Source organism: Kaistella chaponensis (assembly GCF_900156725.1).
GTDB classification, from domain to species: domain Bacteria; phylum Bacteroidota; class Bacteroidia; order Flavobacteriales; family Weeksellaceae; genus Kaistella; species Kaistella chaponensis.
Window position 1 is genome coordinate 321,821 of sequence record NZ_FTOI01000001.1, and the last position, 17,526, is coordinate 339,346.

General features: G+C 35.6%; 16 protein-coding genes and 1 pseudogene. 11 read left to right on the top strand and 6 right to left on the bottom strand.

What is annotated here, in order from left to right:
* Positions 1-124 precede the first annotated feature (124 nt).
* The 7 genes from BW932_RS01480 (at position 125) to rpoN (ending at position 8,157) form a co-directional block, all read left to right on the top strand.
* The gene (locus tag BW932_RS01480) at positions 125-2,395 is read left to right on the top strand and encodes a TonB-dependent siderophore receptor (RefSeq protein WP_076384646.1); all 2,271 of its coding nucleotides are present in this window, start codon (positions 125-127) and stop codon (positions 2,393-2,395) included.
* Positions 2,396-2,482: 87 nt separating this feature from the next.
* On the top strand, positions 2,483-2,998 hold the full coding sequence (locus BW932_RS01485; RefSeq protein WP_076384648.1) for a hypothetical protein: 516 nt from the start codon (positions 2,483-2,485) through the stop codon (positions 2,996-2,998).
* A 149-nt stretch (positions 2,999-3,147) separates the two neighbouring features.
* Positions 3,148-3,762, top strand: coding sequence for a 30S ribosomal protein S16 (locus BW932_RS01490; protein WP_076384650.1), 615 nt, complete (start codon positions 3,148-3,150; stop codon positions 3,760-3,762).
* Positions 3,763-3,841: 79 nt separating this feature from the next.
* The gene (gene rimM, locus BW932_RS01495; protein WP_076384652.1) at positions 3,842-4,384 is read left to right on the top strand and encodes a ribosome maturation factor RimM; all 543 of its coding nucleotides are present in this window, start codon (positions 3,842-3,844) and stop codon (positions 4,382-4,384) included.
* 495 nt (positions 4,385-4,879) lie between these two features.
* Positions 4,880-5,029 carry a hypothetical protein gene (locus tag BW932_RS14290; RefSeq protein ID WP_159436411.1) on the top strand — a complete coding sequence of 50 codons (150 nt, stop codon included), beginning with the start codon at positions 4,880-4,882 and terminating at the stop codon, positions 5,027-5,029.
* 136 nt (positions 5,030-5,165) lie between these two features.
* Positions 5,166-6,611, top strand: coding sequence for an asparagine--tRNA ligase (asnS, locus tag BW932_RS01500; RefSeq protein ID WP_076384654.1), 1,446 nt, complete (start codon positions 5,166-5,168; stop codon positions 6,609-6,611).
* Positions 6,612-6,681: 70 nt separating this feature from the next.
* On the top strand, positions 6,682-8,157 hold the full coding sequence (gene rpoN / locus BW932_RS01505) for an RNA polymerase factor sigma-54 (RefSeq protein WP_076384656.1): 1,476 nt from the start codon (positions 6,682-6,684) through the stop codon (positions 8,155-8,157).
* Positions 8,158-8,186: 29 nt separating this feature from the next.
* On the opposite strand, the gene BW932_RS01510 is transcribed toward rpoN, so the two are convergent.
* Both BW932_RS01510 and BW932_RS01515 read right to left on the bottom strand, forming a co-directional pair.
* Positions 8,187-8,861, bottom strand: coding sequence for a beta-carotene 15,15'-monooxygenase (locus BW932_RS01510; RefSeq protein ID WP_076384658.1), 675 nt, complete (start codon positions 8,859-8,861; stop codon positions 8,187-8,189).
* A complete protein-coding gene (locus BW932_RS01515) occupies positions 8,854-9,348 on the bottom strand; it encodes an RNA polymerase sigma factor (RefSeq protein WP_076384860.1) in 495 nt (164 codons plus the stop codon). Before BW932_RS01515 ends, BW932_RS01510 begins: the two co-directional genes overlap by 8 nt.
* 130 nt (positions 9,349-9,478) lie before the next feature.
* Between BW932_RS01515 and lptB the strand changes: the two are divergent.
* From lptB to BW932_RS01535, 4 genes and pseudogenes are all read left to right on the top strand, one after another.
* Positions 9,479-10,204: pseudogene (gene lptB / locus BW932_RS01520) on the top strand (LPS export ABC transporter ATP-binding protein); the annotation flags it as partial.
* A gap of 543 nt (positions 10,205-10,747) precedes the next feature.
* On the top strand, positions 10,748-11,323 hold the full coding sequence (locus BW932_RS01525) for a hypothetical protein (RefSeq protein WP_076384662.1): 576 nt from the start codon (positions 10,748-10,750) through the stop codon (positions 11,321-11,323).
* A 56-nt stretch (positions 11,324-11,379) separates the two neighbouring features.
* Complete coding sequence (locus BW932_RS01530) at positions 11,380-12,027, top strand: HD domain-containing protein (RefSeq protein ID WP_076384664.1); 648 nt, start codon at positions 11,380-11,382, stop codon at positions 12,025-12,027.
* Positions 12,028-12,220: 193 nt separating this feature from the next.
* Positions 12,221-12,694, top strand: a complete 474-nt coding sequence (locus BW932_RS01535; protein ID WP_245820618.1) for a hypothetical protein — start codon at positions 12,221-12,223, stop codon at positions 12,692-12,694.
* Positions 12,695-12,746: 52 nt separating this feature from the next.
* On the opposite strand, the gene BW932_RS01540 is transcribed toward BW932_RS01535, so the two are convergent.
* The 4 genes from BW932_RS01540 to BW932_RS01555 all read right to left on the bottom strand — a co-directional run bounded on the left by BW932_RS01540 (position 12,747) and on the right by BW932_RS01555 (position 17,297).
* Positions 12,747-13,943 (bottom strand): efflux RND transporter periplasmic adaptor subunit, encoded by a 1,197-nt coding sequence (locus BW932_RS01540; protein ID WP_076384668.1) that lies wholly within the window; start codon positions 13,941-13,943, stop codon positions 12,747-12,749.
* Between the two features lie 30 nt (positions 13,944-13,973).
* Complete coding sequence (locus BW932_RS01545; RefSeq protein WP_076384670.1) at positions 13,974-15,245, bottom strand: ABC transporter permease; 1,272 nt, start codon at positions 15,243-15,245, stop codon at positions 13,974-13,976.
* Positions 15,246-15,335: 90 nt separating this feature from the next.
* Complete coding sequence (locus tag BW932_RS01550) at positions 15,336-16,565, bottom strand: ABC transporter permease (protein WP_076384672.1); 1,230 nt, start codon at positions 16,563-16,565, stop codon at positions 15,336-15,338.
* A 39-nt stretch (positions 16,566-16,604) separates the two neighbouring features.
* A complete protein-coding gene (locus tag BW932_RS01555; protein WP_076384674.1) occupies positions 16,605-17,297 on the bottom strand; it encodes an ABC transporter ATP-binding protein in 693 nt (230 codons plus the stop codon).
* Positions 17,298-17,526: the final 229 nt, after the last annotated feature.

The following is a 17,526-nucleotide window of genomic DNA, read 5'->3' on the forward strand; positions in this document are numbered from 1 at the left end:
TTTTCAGGGATTTAACGGGTAATTCTTAGCTCTATTTAGAATAATTCAAAATAGACTTGTCTGCTTGTAGAATGTTTTTTACTTTTGCAGTGTTATTTTAATTCAGTCTAAATAAAAACGTTCAATGAAAAAACAGATAATTTCTCTCGGAGCGCTCCTTTTTGCAGTTGCAGTCCATGCGCAGATGAATTTCGAACCGATTAGCGATACTCTTCGGGTGCAGCAAATAGAAGATATCAATATGCATAAAACCGGAAATCCCAATACTGCACGTCCAATTTCTTCCAAATCGAATTTATCGATTATGGAAAATCCGCAACCGATTTCCATCGTTACTCATGAAATCATCGAGCAACAACAAGCCAAACAATTGAGTGATGTTCTTCAAAATGTGAATGGACTCTATATTACATCTTCACGCGGAAATTCTCAGGACAGTTTTGGTGGGAGAGGTTTTATTCTTGGCAATGATAATATCTTTAAAAATGGAACAAGAGTAAACAGTGGAGTTTTTCCAGAAGTTTCGGGTCTAGAAAGAGTAGAGGTTTTGAAAGGAGCCAATGCAATGCTTTACGGAAATACCGCTGCAGGTGGAATTGTCAATATGATCACGAAAAAACCCCGTTTTGATTTTGGTGGAAGCATCGGATTGAACGGTGGAAGCTGGAATTCTTACAAACCAACGGTAGATTTTTACGGTCCGCTTTCAGATAAAATAGCTTTCCGTTTGAATGGTGCTTATGAATATGCAGATAGTTTTCGGGATGTAGTGACCTCTTCAAAATATTACTTTAATCCTTCATTTTTAGTGAATTTAGGTGAAAAATCACAGTTGATTGTTGAAGCAGATTATTTGAAAAATGATTTCACACCAGATTTTGGGCTTGGTTCTATAACGAACAAAGATTTAAGTTACTCGCTTAATGACAGTGTGGGAAGAAATGTTTTTTTCGGTACAGATTGGCAATATCAAGATGTACAACAGGCTTCGACCAATATAACTTTCAATCATCAGTTTAATACCAACTGGACTTTTAATGCAGTTGCTTCTTACCAAAATTACACAAAAGATTATTTTTCTGCTGAAAGAATACAATGGGAATTTGCAACTCCTACAGCAACCCGCTTATCGTGGAAAAGACCATTTAACAAAACGTACAACGAGCAAAATTTTGGTTCTGGCCAAATTAATATCAATGGCGAAATCAATACCGGAAGAATAAATCATAAATTGTTATTTGGTGCTGATGCCGATTACAACCAGGCAGATTCTTATGCGTATAAGCTTGGATCAACAAATAATGTGCTTTATTTAGATGATCCTTCTACTTGGGGAAATGTTGCAATGCCAACTTCAACACTTAATAACAGAAATAGAATCAACACCAGAAGAATTGGGGTTTATGCGCAGGATTTCATTAGTCTTACCAAAGAAATTAAAGTAATTGCCGGTTTGCGTTGGTCTTATATTGAAAATATGGCAACAATCAATACCAATTTCATCACCAATGTTAAAAGTATTACCAATAATTCAGCGACTTCGGACCAAGCTTTGTCACCAAAATTAGGGATCGTGTATATGGCAAATGACAATTTATCGGTCTTTGCAACATATACCAATTCCTTTGTTCCTAATGCAGGAGAAACTTCGTCGCAATTAGGCACATTGAATACCACAGGAACACCCGCAGAAGTTTTAGCACGCACACAGAATCTCTCTAAAGAAGGTATTAAACCAACTACAGTGGATCAATATGAAATTGGGGTAAAGAAAAATCTTTGGAATAATACATTGGCGGTAAATTTATCAGTTTATCAGATTGAAAACAATAACACTTATCAAAGTTATTGGTACCAAAATGCAGCTGGAGCAATTGTAACTCCAGATTCCAATTTAAAGGAATATGCCGGAAAAGTGAGAAGTCGTGGCGTTGAGTTGGATATTACAGGAAACCCAACAGCTAATCTTTCAATAATTGGTGGGGTTTCTTATAACAATTCCGTTTATTTCGATACGCCAGAAAATGGATATGTGGAAAAACAGAGATTGGTGAGAACTCCTGAAACCACAGCAAATGCTTCCGTTTTTTATAAATTTACGAACCATGTTAAAGGTTTGAAAATCGGTGCGGGTGCTTATTATATGGGCAACAGATTAGGAGGCTGGAATGATTCAAAATCAACCGATATCTCAAGAAATGGAGTTTCCAGAGCCTTTGCAGTTAAAGACTATGTCACTGTAAATGCTTCAGTTGGATACGAATGGGACAAGTTCTCAATCCAAGGAAAAGTAGGGAATTTATTCGATACCGAAAATTACAATATACATGAAAACTATTCTGTAAACCCGATTACACCAAGAAATTACTATGTAACCGTAACCTATAAACTCTAGAAAGAGCTTTGTAAAATTCATGAAGATAAATAGTGGGAATTTCGGTTTCCACTATTTATTTTAAAAACTAAAAAAATTAAGAAAATTATGGCAAAAATTAAAGACACCCGCACTTTTATGAGAATCGTGCATCGGTATTTAGGATTTTTTATGGCAGGAATTATGGCAGTTTACGCAATCAGCGGAGTACTGTTGATCTATCGCGATACCGACTTTCTGAAACAAGAAAAAAAATATGAAAAAGTCTTCGATAAAAATCTAGACGAAAAATCACTCGGCAAAGAAATTAAAATGAAAGGCTTTGAAGTTGAAAAGACAGAAAATGGTATTTTGTATTTCAAAGGAGGAACTTATAATTCGGCAAACGGAGAAGCAAAATACTCAAAAAAAGAACTGCCATTTGTACTCAACAAAATGACGCAGCTGCACAAATCACAATCAAAAGATACCTTATCGCCACTGAATGCATTTTTTGGAATCTCTTTATTTTTCTTTGTAATCTCTAGTTTTTGGATGTTTAATGTGAAATCAAAAGCGTTTCGGGAGGGAATGTATTATGCAGCAGCAGGTTTGATTTTAGCAATCATCCTTGTATTTATTTAAATCAACTGATTTTTATAAACCTTAAATTTTTGTTTTTTTTACTTAATATTTAAAGAGGTGAGGATTCTTGGCATTGCTAGATCAGAAAATTTAGTTATCTTTGCACTCTTATAATTAATCGGGACGAGTTCCCACAAAATCAATCAATTATGTCAGTAAAAATTAGATTACAAAGACATGGTAAAAAAGGGAAACCTTTCTTCCACATCGTAGTTGCCGATGCAAGAGCACGTAGAGATGGAAAATTCATCGAAAAATTAGGTACTTACAATCCTGTAGTTAACCCAGCAATTATCGAACTAAACGTAGATGCTGCTGTAAAATGGTTAGACAACGGAGCGCAACCAACCGACACCGCTCGTGCAATCCTTTCTTACAAAGGAGTTCTTTACAAAAAACACTTACAAGGTGGAGTTGCTAAAGGAGCTTTCGATCAAGCGACTGCTGATAGCAAATTCGCAACTTGGTTAGAAACTAAAGAGCAACAAGTTCTAGGTAAAAAAGACGGTTTGGCTAAATCTAAACAAGAAGCTAAAAAAGCTGCTTTAGAAGCTGAAGTAAAAGTAAACCAAGCTAGAGTCGATGCTGCTGCAAAATTAGAAGCTGATGCAAAAGCTGAAGAAGAAGCTAAAAAAGCGGAAGCTAAAGCTGCTGAAGAAGCTGCAAACGCACCAGTTGCAGAAGAAGCAGCACCAGAAGTTGTAGCAGAAGCTACTGAAGCACCAGCTGCTGATGCAGAAGGAACTGAAGAAGCACAAGCTTAATAAAATTTCTTATTTTTAAGAATTATAGAGGCGTCATTTTTGGCGTCTCTATTATTTTAAAACTACTTATATTTGACACATGAAAAAAGAAGATTGCTATTTTTTAGGTAAAATCACTCGTACCCACGGATTACACGGAAATGTATTTTTGAAACTCGATACCGATCAACCTGAAATGTATAGTAAATTAGGCGCTATATTTGTTGATATCAATGGGTTGCTGGTTCCTTTTTTTATCGCTAAACAGTCTTGGAGCAAAGGCGAAACACTAATAGTCTCCTTCAAAAATTCTTCCGAAGCGCTTGTAAATCAGGTGGTCGGAAAAGACGTATATCTTCCGCTTTCAACCCTGCCTGTTCTTACTGGAAACAAATTTTATTACCACGAAGTGGTCGGCTTCGAGATCCGCGAAGAAGATGGTAAATCTTGTGGAATTATCGAGTCTATCAACGATCAAACCGGTCAACATTATTTCCTTCTCAATTTGGCAGATAAGCAAATTGTAATTCCCATTATCAAAGATTGGATTCTCGAACTTAACCGAGAGGAAAAATTCCTTAGAATGTCCTTGCCAGAAGGTTTGATGGATGTTTTCTTGATTCCTTCAAAGAAAGACGAGTAAGGTTTTCATTAGTTTTTTGATTAACATTTCCTGTTAAATTGGAATCTTTCCATTTCGTTTTATTTCTGCATCAATCGAAGCACTCTTGTTTGCTCCCAAAGTTTTCGGTATTTTTTCAGCGCTATTTTAAAAATGATTCTTTACAAATAAAGTAAATCAAAATAATGGCTGTTTTGGATTTTGACAAGAATCATTCTATTTTTACAAGGTCGGTCAGTGATTGAATGTTACAATCGATAAAAGTAAAAATGAAGAAAATGCTCATTCATAATTAAATTTTGGAGTTATTAAAAATGACGAAGTATTTCTAAATTTTATTGTTCAAATTCCACTTTTTACAATTCAAAGCAAAATAAATTTGAAAACGAAGCATCACACTTTTCTTCTTCTAGAATCTATTAATAAAATTGAACCAATGAATAGCTGCGAAAAAAATGGATTAAAATCTATTTAGATCCTTCAATAAATCCATAGAAAGATTTTGGAAAAGGTGTATTGATTTTCGAAGATGAACAAGACGACAATACCGAAATAAATGCACGAAAAATCACCGATAATCACGGAAAATTTCACCGAAAACACAGTAATCCGATGGAAACAAATATGGCAAATATTAATCGATTGAACGAGAACGAAAACGCTTAAAAAGGCGTTTTTTTTATTTTAATTTCAGTATTTAATCAAAAATTACGCCAATTTTTTAGTAAGTTTGCATAGATTGATTATGGAAGAAGAATGACCATAATGCTACATTTTATATTAAAAAAAGGATTTCCAGGAAATGAGAACAACGATTAAAGAATTATTAGGCGATTACAAAAAAATACTTCATCACGACATCACTGTTCAAGGCTGGGTTCGGGCATTTCGCTCTAACCGTTTTATCGCTCTGAATGATGGTTCGACCATCAACAATGTACAGATCGTGGTTGATTTTGAAAAGTTTGATGAAAATATCCTAAAAAACATTAGCAACGCGGCCTCTTTAAAAATAGTTGGGGAAGTTGTAGAAAGTCAGGGAGCCGGACAAACCATCGAAATCATTGCGAAGAAAATAACCATTTTAGGAGATAACTTTACAGAGGAAAGAGACAAAACAATCCTCCAACCAAAAAAACATTCCTTAGAACTGCTCCGCGAACAGGCGCATTTGAGATTTCGTACGAATTTATTCAGTGCTGTTTTCAGAGTTCGAAGTTCGGTAAGTTTTGCAATTCATCAGTTCTTCAATCAAAACCAATTCTTCTATATGAACACACCGATTATTACCGGTGCAGATGCAGAAGGAGCAGGTGAAATGTTTGGAGTTACCAATTTTGATCTGAACGAAATTCCACGAGATGAGAACGGTGATATCGATTTTGCACAAGATTTTTTCGGAAAGAAAACCAATTTAACTGTTTCCGGGCAGCTCAACGTAGAAACTGCAATGATGGGATTGGGACGAGTGTATACTTTTGGCCCAACTTTCCGCGCAGAAAACTCGAACACCACTCGTCACCTCGCAGAATTCTGGATGGTGGAACCTGAAGTTGCCTTTAATAATTTGGAAGACAACATCGATCTTGCCGAAGATTTCTTAAAATATGTCATCAATTATGTTTTAGAAAACTGCAAAGATGATTTAGACTTTTTAGACAAAAGATTTGCGGAAGAGCAAAAGCAAAAACCAGAAAAAGACAGAGCTTCCGAAGGTTTGATAGAGAAACTTCAAAATGTAATTGCGAAAAGATTCAAAAGAGTTTCTTACTCGGAAGCGATCGATATTTTGAGAAATTCCAAAGAAAATAAAAAAGGAAAATTCCAATTTCCAATTGATGAATGGGGTGCAGATTTGCAGAGTGAGCATGAGCGATTCTTAGTTGAAAAACATTTTGAATGTCCGGTTGTTCTTTTTGATTATCCAAAAGAAATCAAAGCCTTCTACATGAAGCTGAACGACGACGGAAAAACAGTTGCTGCAATGGATGTTTTATTCCCAGGTATTGGTGAAATTATCGGCGGCTCTCAAAGAGAAGATAAATTCGACGTTTTGACTGCCAAAATGAAAGCCATGAATGTAGATGAACACGAACTTTGGTGGTATTTAGATACCCGAAAATTCGGTTCTGTTCCTCATGCTGGTTTCGGTCTTGGTTTAGAAAGATTGGTGCTTTTCGTAACAGGAATGACGAATATTCGAGATGTAATTCCGTTCCCGAGAACGCCTCATACAGCTGAATTTTAATTAATAGTAAGTATTTTTATACCATCGAATGATATTTCATTCAAATAAAAAATAGAGAGAACATCAAAATATGTTAAAACAAAACCTTCAGATGCGCCTCGGCCAGAAATTGGCACCGCAACAAATTCAATTAATGAAGTTGATACAGCTTCATACCCTAGAATTTGAGGAAGAATTAGAACGCGAATTGGAAGAAAATCCGGCCTTGGAAAAAGCCGAAGAATCGAAAGAAGAAGAATATTCCTCTCTCGATGAAACGTATGAAGATGAAGGCACAGACAGCATCAATACCGATTTCGACGTCAATGAATACATTTTCGATGATGAACCGGCTTATAAAACCAGTTCTAACAATTATTCAGCAGACGATGAAGAATTCGATAACCAATCCCTGTTAACAGAAGGTCAATCGCTTTATGATTATCTTTTGGAGCAGATTCATTTGGCAAATATTGATGGTGATGATTTGAAAATCGCAGAATACATCATCGGAAACCTAGATAACGACGGATATTTAAGAAGAGAACTGAAACAGATTGTTGATGATTTGGCCTTTTCTGTCGGAGTTTATACCACGATAGAGAAAGCCGAAGATATTTTAGAAAATTATGTGCAGAAATTAGATCCTTCAGGAGTTGGAGCCAGAGGTTTGCAAGAATGTCTTCTGTTGCAGATTGAGAAAAAAATCAGTGCTGATAAAGCGGTTATTTTGGCAGCCAATATTCTTAAACACCAGTTTGATGCGTTGACCAATAAGCATTACAACAAAATTATCCAGAAGTACGATATCGAAGAAGAAGATTTGAAAGATGCGCTGGAAGTAATCTCGAAACTTTCACCAAAAATTGGTGGTAATTTCGATACCCAAACAATTACCATCAACCAAGAAATTATTCCGGATTTTGTAATTCATGTGAAAGACAATGGGGAAAAAGGGATAGATGTGCACCCCACTTTAAATAGCAAAAATGCACCTTCTCTAAGAGTTTCAGATGAGTATAAAGATATTTTAACCACGTATTCCCACGATAAAAAATCTGCGGAACACAAGCAGGCCGCGCTTTTTATTAAGCAAAAGTTAGATGCCGCAAAATGGTATATCGATGCGATCAATCAACGGCAAAATACTTTGTTGCAGACGATTTCTGCGATTGTAAAACTACAGAAAAACTATTTTATCACAGGTGATGATAAATCCTTAAAACCCATGATTTTAAAGGATGTTGCTGATATTACAGGTTTTGATATTTCTACGATTTCCCGCGTTGTAAAAAGCAAATACGCAGATACGCCGAATGGAATTGTGTACCTAAAAAATCTCTTTTCCGATTCACTGACCAATGATGATGGCGAAGAAGTTTCTACAAAAGAAATTAAAAATCATTTGATGGATATCATCAATTCAGAAAACAAGAGAAAACCTTTAACAGATGATGCATTAGTAGTGCTGCTGAAAGAAAAAGGCTATAATATTGCGAGAAGAACCATCGCAAAATATAGAGAACAGCTCAGTATTCCTGTTGCAAGATTACGAAAAGAACTTTAAGAGAAAGACCACTGAAAAGTGGTCTTTTTTTATGATTGTCCGAGTTCTATTTTTTGTAATTCTTCTAGGTTTTTACCTAACTTTTTAAGAATAATTCCGTACACAATTCTATAATATACCCAGATCAAAACGACACTCAAAATCATCATTAGAAGAAGACCCATATAAAAACCAACCAAAGTTGGATGAGTAAGCGTAATGTTTTGGTTGGATAAAGCCCAAGAGGCGAAAATTCCAAGTGCAATCGTGTACAAAATAATCAAAAATACATTGGCAAGAATAAAATAATTGACTGTATTTTTAAATTTAATAATTTGCAGAATAAGCTTCGTTAGGTTAGATTCAATTTTGATGTGTTTATAATTTTTATAAAATTTAAAAACAAAAAATCCGGTCAATATCAAACTGATAACTTTCAGCACAAAATAAAGATGAGACAAATCAGCAATCAAATCTGCATTGTTTTTTACACCTAGTTTTTCTAAAATATTCAGGTAACTGTTCGTATCATCGCCCAGAAAGATATAATAAAAATTCATCCCCAAAATGACCAAAAATTCGGCAATACTGATTCCCAAAATGTATTTTACATAATTCCGCGAGGATTTATTCAACATCAATCGAATTTCATCGCTGTTGTATTTTGGCTGAATCGCTTGTTCTTGCCAAGTTTTTTTGAATTGATCTATATTAAATTCAGGCATGTTTTTCCATTAGTTCTTTAAGTGTTTTCTTGAGCCGATTCATTTTTACCCGTGCATTTACTTCTGTAATACCCAGGTTTTCCGAAATATCACGATAAGGGAGATCATCCAGATACATCATTACAATTGCTCTTTCTACATTGGGCAGCATTTTTACAACTTTATAAAGCAACGAAATCTGCTGTTGCTTTTCATCGTCATCTTCGATAAAATCCGGATAATGAAAATCCATCAATTCATCAGTTTGCGGTGATTTGGTTTTTTTTCGGAAAAGAGTAATGGCTGTATTTAAGGCAACTCTGTACATCCACGTAGAGATTTTCGAGTTTCCTTTAAATGTGTCGTACGAACGCCAAAGTTGTAACACGATTTCCTGAAATAAATCCTGTTCATCTTCCAGCGAATTGGTATAAAGTCGGGAAACCTTGATAATCAGACCTTGATTATCTTTGATAAGTTGCGAAAAAACTTTTTCTTTAATGCTCAAAACACGTAGAATTTTGCAAAAGCGAAGATAACATTTTTTGCCGAAAATACCCACTCTAAAGAATGGAACACCTTTGGATATGACCATATCGATCCATCGAAATTTCGAACAAAAATGATATATTTGCCACATGATTCTACGCGGAGAAAATTTAATTAAAGAGTACGGCCCGAAAAAAGTAGTAAAAGGCGTCACCGTCGAAGTTCGACAAGGTGAAATCGTAGGACTCCTCGGTCCAAACGGTGCCGGAAAAACCACTTCTTTCTATATGATTGTTGGTTTGGTAAAACCAACTTCAGGTAAAATTTTTCTTGATGATAAAGAGATTACGAACGATGCTATGTATCGTCGTGCGCAAAAAGGAATCGGTTATTTGGCGCAGGAAGCTTCGGTTTTTCGTAAGCTTTCGGTAGAAGATAATATTTTGGGAGTTTTACAATTAACCAAACTTTCAAAAAGAGAGCAGTACATGAAGCGCGATGAATTGATTGAAGAATTTTCTCTGGAACATGTTCGAAAAAACCGGGGTGATTTGCTTTCTGGTGGCGAACGCAGAAGAACCGAAATCGCGCGTTGTCTCGCTACAAGTCCGAATTTTATTTTATTAGATGAGCCTTTTGCTGGAGTTGATCCCATCGCAGTAGAAGACATTCAGAAAATTGTAAGAAGTTTAGTCGATAAAAATATTGGGATTTTAATCACCGATCACAATGTTCAGCAAACGCTTGCAATTACTCACAAAACGTATATTATGTTTGAAGGAAGAATTCTAAAAGAAGGACTTCCACATGATTTGGCAAACGATCCGCAAGTTCGTGATGCTTATTTGGGCGAAAATTTCGTTTATCAGGATATTTTAAACAAACCGAAAAAGAAATCGCTGGTCTATAATATTTGGGCCGGAAATTTTGATTCCAAAACGCAGTTTCAGGAGTATGTCGATCGAAATTTCGATGGCGAAGAAAATTTAAAACTCTTTTACGGTTTTGAAGACATCAGTTTTGCGTCGTTATCAAATTCTGAAATTGAACATATTTTTAAAGAAGTAGTCGATAAAAATGCCAACAATTCTTTCCTTTTTCAAAAGCAAGAAATCGGCGAATATTACAGCAAAGATTCCGCGGTAACTGCTGCAAATAATCTCAGCAGTTCGGAACTTCATTATTTGACGACTTATCCTTTCGAAGGTTCCATTTAATTGGAGCTTTGTCAGGTTTTCAATTTTGAACCCTCTATAAAATAAAGCGAAACCCTTTAAGAATAATTTCAAGTATTTTCATCTTCTTTAACAGCTGAAAATTGGTTACTCGAAAATCAAAGGGTAAAAAATAACAGGGTTTTGCAGTATTTAAAATCATCAGTAAAAATCAATCAATCCCGCTTAAAACAGCTCCACAATATGAAAAAACTCATCGCACTTTCCTTCATTGCTTTTGCATGTACCTCGTGTCAGAAAATTGAAGAGACCATTTCTTCTGTTGTTACCGAAACTACGGAAAAAGCGCAACAAAAAGCCCAAGAAACGATCGAAGAATCGGTAACCGAGCAAATTGGCAAAATAGTTCAATCTGAAAACATTCAATTTAAAGAGGTATTTCCGCATGAAAATAATTTAGTTCTCGAAAATGCAGTGGGGAAAAAAGTCGCTTTTCCAAACGGAACTCCTTTTTATGTTTTCAAATATAAAGTTGCCGATAAAGATTTGTTGATCAGTACTTTGGTGAGCCAACCAACGACTGATGAAGCGCAATCAAAAAAGGAATTTGAGAAAGTTGACGGTTCCGCAATCATTGAAAAAATTACGTTTTTTCAGAAATTTCTTCCAGCAAATGCCATCGATTTGAGTTTTTTAGATGACATTAAAAACGATAAAAATATCGAATACTATAAAGTAAAACGGTTCCCAAATGCAAGTACGATCATCTATAATCCGAAAAATGAAATGGTGTATCAGTTTGTAGAAGTTAAAAAATAAATGCTTCGGTGTTTGATGATGGATGTTGTTGTACAGGATTTGCAAATGATTTTTTTATGAGCGAAAATATAATTCATAATACGGTTGATTTCGTAAAAGAAAAACTAGAAGGTGCAGAAGCAGGACATGATTGGTTTCATATCGAAAGAGTCTGGAAACTTTCGAAAAAAATCGCTGCATTTGAAAATTGTAATACAGAAGTCGTAGAACTTGGCGCATTGTTGCATGATATTGCAGATCCTAAATTTCATGATGGCGATGAGACTTTAGCGCTGAAAATATCGAAAGAATTTTTGGAAGGTCAAAGTGTTTCTTCGGAAATCATCGAGCAGGTTTTATTCGTGATTAAAAATATTTCCTTTAAAAATAGGGGAGAAGTTCCTGAAAATCTATCCATTGAACTTCAGATTGTGCAAGATGCAGATCGGCTCGATGCAATTGGTGCCATTGGAATTGCAAGAACTTTTAATTTCGGAGGTTTCAAAAATAATTTAATGTATCACCCTGAAATTCAGCCTAAATTGAATATGACGAAAGAGGAATACAAAAAAAGCCAAGGAACCACGATCAATCATTTTTACGAAAAACTTTTGCTTCTAAAAGATTTGATGAATACGGAAACTGCAAAGGAAATCGCGTTGGAACGACACGATTTTATGCTTCGGTTTTTAGAGGAATTTGATAAAGAATGGAACGTCTTGTAGAACTTTTTTGCCCTGTTCTGAATCTTGCGCAACAATCCCGTTCTTTCTAATATTATTTTATCTTTGCACCATGTTTTACCTGTTTTTTCTGCTGTTTTTTTTGCTGTGCTTTGGTTTATTTATTTCTGTATTCAAAAGCGGGAAGCTAAAAACTTGGGTAAGAATCATTCGTATTGCAATAGTCGTTTTTGGAGTGACCCTTTTTACCTATTATTTTGTAACAAAAAGTCTGGTGCAATTTCGTGCAGATTCTTTAACAGTGCAGCTTATTAATACGTTACCGCTTCCTTTGGATTTTTATCTCATTAAATTGAATTCCGACAAAGAAGACGGTGTTTCCTACGAAACACGCCACGTTGGAACGATTCGAACCAATTTCTTTCGAATTGAGCATTTAGATATGCAACATTCCGATGAATTTTGGATTGCGGGTTTTATGGGTAAGAAGAATATGGTTTATTTTTCCCAACATTCCATTCCCAATAAGAATGAAGACCAAATCATCGAGGTTCATAATTACATCAATCAGAGTGAAAAACTCTCAGGAATTTCGAAAACATTGATTGGAGATTTGAAATTAGAAAACATGAAAACAGCGATTTGGATCACTTTAGATCTGTTGTTGCTTTTTTTGAATACCACCTTGCTTTTGAGGAGATCTAAATAAAAATCCCGAAAATACTTCGGGATTCATTATTGTTGAGAAAGGTTTCGCGTTCTTATTTATTTTTCTTTTCCTTTAAAGTTTCTTTATCTTTATCAGAAGGATTCCAAACCTTAATCTCAGAATCTTTTGTGATTCCAGAGAGAATCTGAACATTAATTCCATCGGAAGCACCTAGTTTGACGTTGGTTTTTTTGAAACTTCCATCGGCTTGTTTTACTTCGACAAAAGGTTTATCTACGCCATTTACTTTTTCATATTGGATTAAAGCTTCATCTAAAAGCAGTGCATTTTTCTGCGAACTCAAAATAATTTCCCCATTTGCAGAAAATCCGGCTCTAATATATTCATGCGTTTCGTTGAAAACGTCTCCTTCAATCGGGAATTTGATTGTTCCACTTTCATCTTTTCCTTTCGGCGCAATCATGGTTACTCGACCGTGAAAACTTTTGTTTTGAAGTGCTCCAATCACAACATTCATATTCATTCCTTCTTTTAATTTTCCAGCTTGAGCTTCATCAATGGTGCCTTCGAAAATTAAAGAATTAAGATCTGCAATGGAACATATTGTAGTTCCAGCGTTGAAAGAGTTGGCTTCAATCACCTGACTTCCAACTTTTACGGGCACTTCTAAAACGGTTCCGTTTGCTTTTGATCTGATTTGTGTAGTTGCTAAACTTGCCAATTCTGGGGTTGTTCCTGTTCTTGCAATCTGAAGATTTTTTTGGGCAGTTTGCAATTGTTGCTGTGCATTTTTCAGCGTTTGTTGCAAGGAAAGCAGCGATTGTTGCGCAGAAATATATTCCTGTTTAGAGATCACTCCTTGAGAATAAAGCCTTTGTTGCATCGCAAATTGTTTCTGTTGCGTCTCTACATTCATTTTTGAATTGCTGATCTGCAAATTTGCATTGTTGATTTCTTGCTGTGCCGCGTTAATATTTTGGATCGTAGGTACAATTCTAATCGTTGCTACCAGTTGTCCTGCAACAACTTGATCGCCTTCTTTCACTAAAATCTTATCGATAATTCCAGAAATATTGGGTTTGATTTCAATTTCTTCGCGCGGAACAATTTTTCCGGTTGCCAAAACTTTATCATCCATATTTTGAACGACGCCTTTTTTCGTAAGAAACAGTTGGCTTTTCTCTGAATTTGAATTGATGAGATATCTAATTCCCATCACCAATCCTACTAAAAAGATGAGACCTAAGATGGTATAAATAACTTTTTTTGCAGTGAATTTCTTTTCCATATAATGATTTCTATAGTTTTTTTTCTGAATTTATTCTGTTCTTAAAGCTTCGATTGGTCGAATACTGACGGCTCTTTGGGCGGGAATCATTCCTATTAAAAGTCCCAAGAAAACCATCACGCCCATCGCAGCAAATACTTCGCCGTAATCGACGGTCGGGTTATAAAATGGAAAATCGTCTTGACCTTCCGTTAAGGCATTCAAGATCATCAGCAGAAAAATCCCAAAAATAAATCCCAAAAGTCCTGAGGTGATCGTGATGACGACACTTTCCAATAAAATCTGATTCCGCACTTCTGCAGGTTTTGCGCCTAAAGCACGCCGAATTCCGATTTCGTTCGTCCGTTCTTTTACAGTGATCAGTAGAATATTTGAAATTGCGATAACGCCCGCTAAAATCGTCAATGTTCCTACAACGATGGTTAATAGTTGCATTCCGGTTAAAAATCCCGTGAGTTTCCCGAAAAGTTTTCCCAAGTTGAAACTTCCGAAAGCATTGGTATCATCTGGTGATACATTATATTTGGCTTTAAGTTCTGTCTTTATTGTGTTTTCCAGGACATTTAAATCGGTGTCATTTTTTCCGACAATCGCAAAAAAACCAACCTTATCGCCATCATTGTACATTTTGGTAAACGTACTGAACGGAATGTAAGCGGAGTTATCGCTTCCCATATTTCCACCTTGTTTCTGCACGCGAAAAACACCGATAACATTGAAAAATAAACCTTTCACCGTTACCGTTTTTCCCAAAGGATTTTCATTCTTTTTCGCATCGAAGAAATTCTTGTAAATTTCTTCACCAATCACGATCACATTTTTGTTTCCGCTGATGTCTGCATCATTAATATACCTTCCGAAAATTAATTTTTTTTCTGAAATTTTATTTCCTACAGGGTAATCTCCATTTAAAGTATACGATTCTTTTTTGGCGTCTTTTGAAAACATTTCTCCTGGACTTCCGAAATTTCCGCGGGTAGATTGCGGAGAGATGTAGTCTATTTCAGGGATTTTTTTCTCCAAAACCTGAATGTCTGGTAAATGTAAATCCATCTTTCTTCCTTTCGGAAAACCGTCGTAAGGAATGGTGGTGTTTTGTGCCCAAAGAAAAATTGAATTCGTGGCAAAACCTGCAAATGCTTTATCGAAACCATTTTCCATTCCTTTTGCTGCACCCAAAAGTGCTACAAATAGAAACATACCCCATCCAACACCAATCATGGTGAGAAAAGTTCGAAGTTTATTATTCTGTAGGGAATGATAAATTTCTTGCCAAGTATCGATTTTAAAAATAATGTTCATATTTATTTTTTTAGAGAAAAGAAAGAAGAAAAAAGAAGTAAAGTTTCATGGTAAATCATGTGTCTTAAATCTCATCGTTTCACCTTTTAACTAGTCGCTTCTCAAGGCTTCAATCGGTTTTATTTTACTTGCTCTGTAAGCGGGAACAAAACCAGAAATTAATCCTGCAATGACCAAACATACAAAAGCGACCGCAATTAAACCCCATCCGACGGAAGGTGCCATGATAAAATATTTTTCTAGCCGATCTCCTATTAAAGTTAAAGTTAAAACGCCCAATGCAACACCTATAATTCCGGAGATAACGGTGATTACCACACTTTCCTGAATAATTAAGGCCACAATTGCGTTGGGTTTTGCACCAATCGCTTTTCTGACCCCGATTTCTCTGGTACGTTCTTTAACAATATAGACCATGATATTGCTGATTCCTATAATTCCCGCAAGTAAAGTACCGAGACCAATGAAACCAACGATTAAGGTAATAATGAGCAAAAACTGAAAGGTTTTTTCCATGTTTTTAGCGTTATTATTAACCCGAACTGCATTTTCATCATCAGGAGAAACCTGAAGGTTTTTTTTGAGACTTTTTTCTAAGTTATCACTGTATGTAATTGCTTCTGCGGGTGACAAATTTTGATTATAAGTAACAAAAATAGTCGAGAGTGTATCCGAACTTTTTTTTAATTGCTGCAAAGTAGAAATTGGCACGCTGATCATTCTTTCATCTTGATCTCCGCCATCATCAGAAAAAACACCGATCACTTTAAACACCGTTCCATTAAGGTCTATGTCTTTTCCCACCGCATTTCCGTTTTTGATGAGATCGCGCTGAACCATTCTTCCAATTACGGCAACATTTTGTTTTTTTTCAATGTCTGCGTTGTTGATATATCGTCCTTCTAATATGGTTCTGTTTTCAATGTACGTTTCTTCGGGATCGGTACCATTTACCTGATAAGCTCCACTCTCTTTGCCATATTTCACAAGCATATTCGAAGTATATCTCGCGGAAGTGTATTCTATTTTTTCAGGATCCTCATTGATAATATGATCCAAATCTTTATTTTGCAAAGTCACTTTTCGATCCGATTGTAAACCTTCAAACGCGATGGTAGTTTTCCCCGTGGAAATAGAAATCAAATTCGAAGCGTCTCTTGCAAAGCCTTCTGTAAAAGCGTTTTTTAAACCATTTCCGAATCCGAATAATACAATGAAAATATACAGACCTAAAGCCACTGTGAAACCAGAAAGTACCGTTCGCAATATATTACTGCGAATGGACTCAAAAATTTCTCTCCAACGATCAAGATCAAACATATTTTTCTAGTTGATTGTTATTTTCTATTAATTGATGGTTTATGCCAAAACTCTTTGTGTAATAAAGGTATCACTTTCGATAATCCCATCTCTTAAAACGACGTTTCTTTTGGTTTCTGCAGCCACGTCTGGTTCGTGTGTTACGACGATAATTGTTTTTCCGTTATTGTTGATTTCTTGCAACAATTTCATAATATCGTAAGTGGTTTTAGAATCTAAAGCTCCGGTTGGTTCATCAGCAAGAATTACTTTGGGATCAGTAATTAGAGCTCTTGCAATCGCAACTCTTTGTTTTTGTCCACCCGAAAGTTCATTCGGCATGTGTGTTGCCCAATCTGCAAGTCCCACTTTTTCTAAATAATCCATGGCTCTTTTATTTCGTTCTTTTCTGGGAACGTCTTGGTAATAGAGTGGAAGTGCTACATTTTCTAAGGCATTTTTATACCCAATCAAATTGAAGGACTGGAAAATAAATCCTAAAAATTTACTGCGGTATTCGGCGGCTCTAATCTCCGATAGATGTTCGATCGCGATTCCATCGAGTTCATATATTCCAGAATCTTTTTCATCTAAAATCCCAATGATATTAAGGAGTGTAGATTTTCCGGAACCTGAACTTCCCATAATCGAAACAAATTCTCCTTCACCGATGTTAAGGTTTATTCCCTTCAGAACGTGAAGCTTGCTTTTTCCGGTATCGTATGATTTATGTAAGTCTTTAATTACTAACATGAAGTGTTGAGATTGATTTAAAATATAAGTATCAAAAGGAAGTGGTTTGTTACAAAGATCTTTTTTCTTTTTCGAAAATGTCTTTGTTTAGTTGTACTTCTCCACATATGCGGTGTTTCTTATCAGTTGTTTAATAACGACCTGCTTTAACCTGACTGTTTGTTGCGGAATAGTCTGCAAAAGCACTAACAGAGCAAGGTCTGTGTCTTTGTGGAAAACTTTTAGACTT

Excerpts from the sequence above, each read along its gene's own strand:
- rimM (WP_076384652.1), top strand. The coding sequence starts at position 3,842 with ATGAAAAAAGAAGATTGCTATTTTTTAGGTAAAATCACTCGTACCCAC.
- BW932_RS01490 (WP_076384650.1), top strand. The coding sequence starts at position 3,148 with ATGTCAGTAAAAATTAGATTACAAAGACATGGTAAAAAAGGGAAACCT.
- asnS (WP_076384654.1), top strand. The coding sequence starts at position 5,166 with ATGAGAACAACGATTAAAGAATTATTAGGCGATTACAAAAAAATACTT.
- BW932_RS01525 (WP_076384662.1), top strand. The coding sequence starts at position 10,748 with ATGAAAAAACTCATCGCACTTTCCTTCATTGCTTTTGCATGTACCTCG.
- BW932_RS01555 (WP_076384674.1), bottom strand. The coding sequence starts at position 17,297 with ATGTTAGTAATTAAAGACTTACATAAATCATACGATACCGGAAAAAGC.
- rpoN (WP_076384656.1), top strand. The coding sequence starts at position 6,682 with ATGTTAAAACAAAACCTTCAGATGCGCCTCGGCCAGAAATTGGCACCG.
- BW932_RS01530 (WP_076384664.1), top strand. The coding sequence starts at position 11,380 with ATGAGCGAAAATATAATTCATAATACGGTTGATTTCGTAAAAGAAAAA.
- BW932_RS01540 (WP_076384668.1), bottom strand. The coding sequence starts at position 13,943 with ATGGAAAAGAAATTCACTGCAAAAAAAGTTATTTATACCATCTTAGGT.
- BW932_RS01510 (WP_076384658.1), bottom strand. The coding sequence starts at position 8,861 with ATGCCTGAATTTAATATAGATCAATTCAAAAAAACTTGGCAAGAACAA.
- BW932_RS01550 (WP_076384672.1), bottom strand. The coding sequence starts at position 16,565 with ATGTTTGATCTTGATCGTTGGAGAGAAATTTTTGAGTCCATTCGCAGT.
- BW932_RS01485 (WP_076384648.1), top strand. The coding sequence starts at position 2,483 with ATGGCAAAAATTAAAGACACCCGCACTTTTATGAGAATCGTGCATCGG.
- BW932_RS01545 (WP_076384670.1), bottom strand. The coding sequence starts at position 15,245 with ATGAACATTATTTTTAAAATCGATACTTGGCAAGAAATTTATCATTCC.
- BW932_RS01480 (WP_076384646.1), top strand. The coding sequence starts at position 125 with ATGAAAAAACAGATAATTTCTCTCGGAGCGCTCCTTTTTGCAGTTGCA.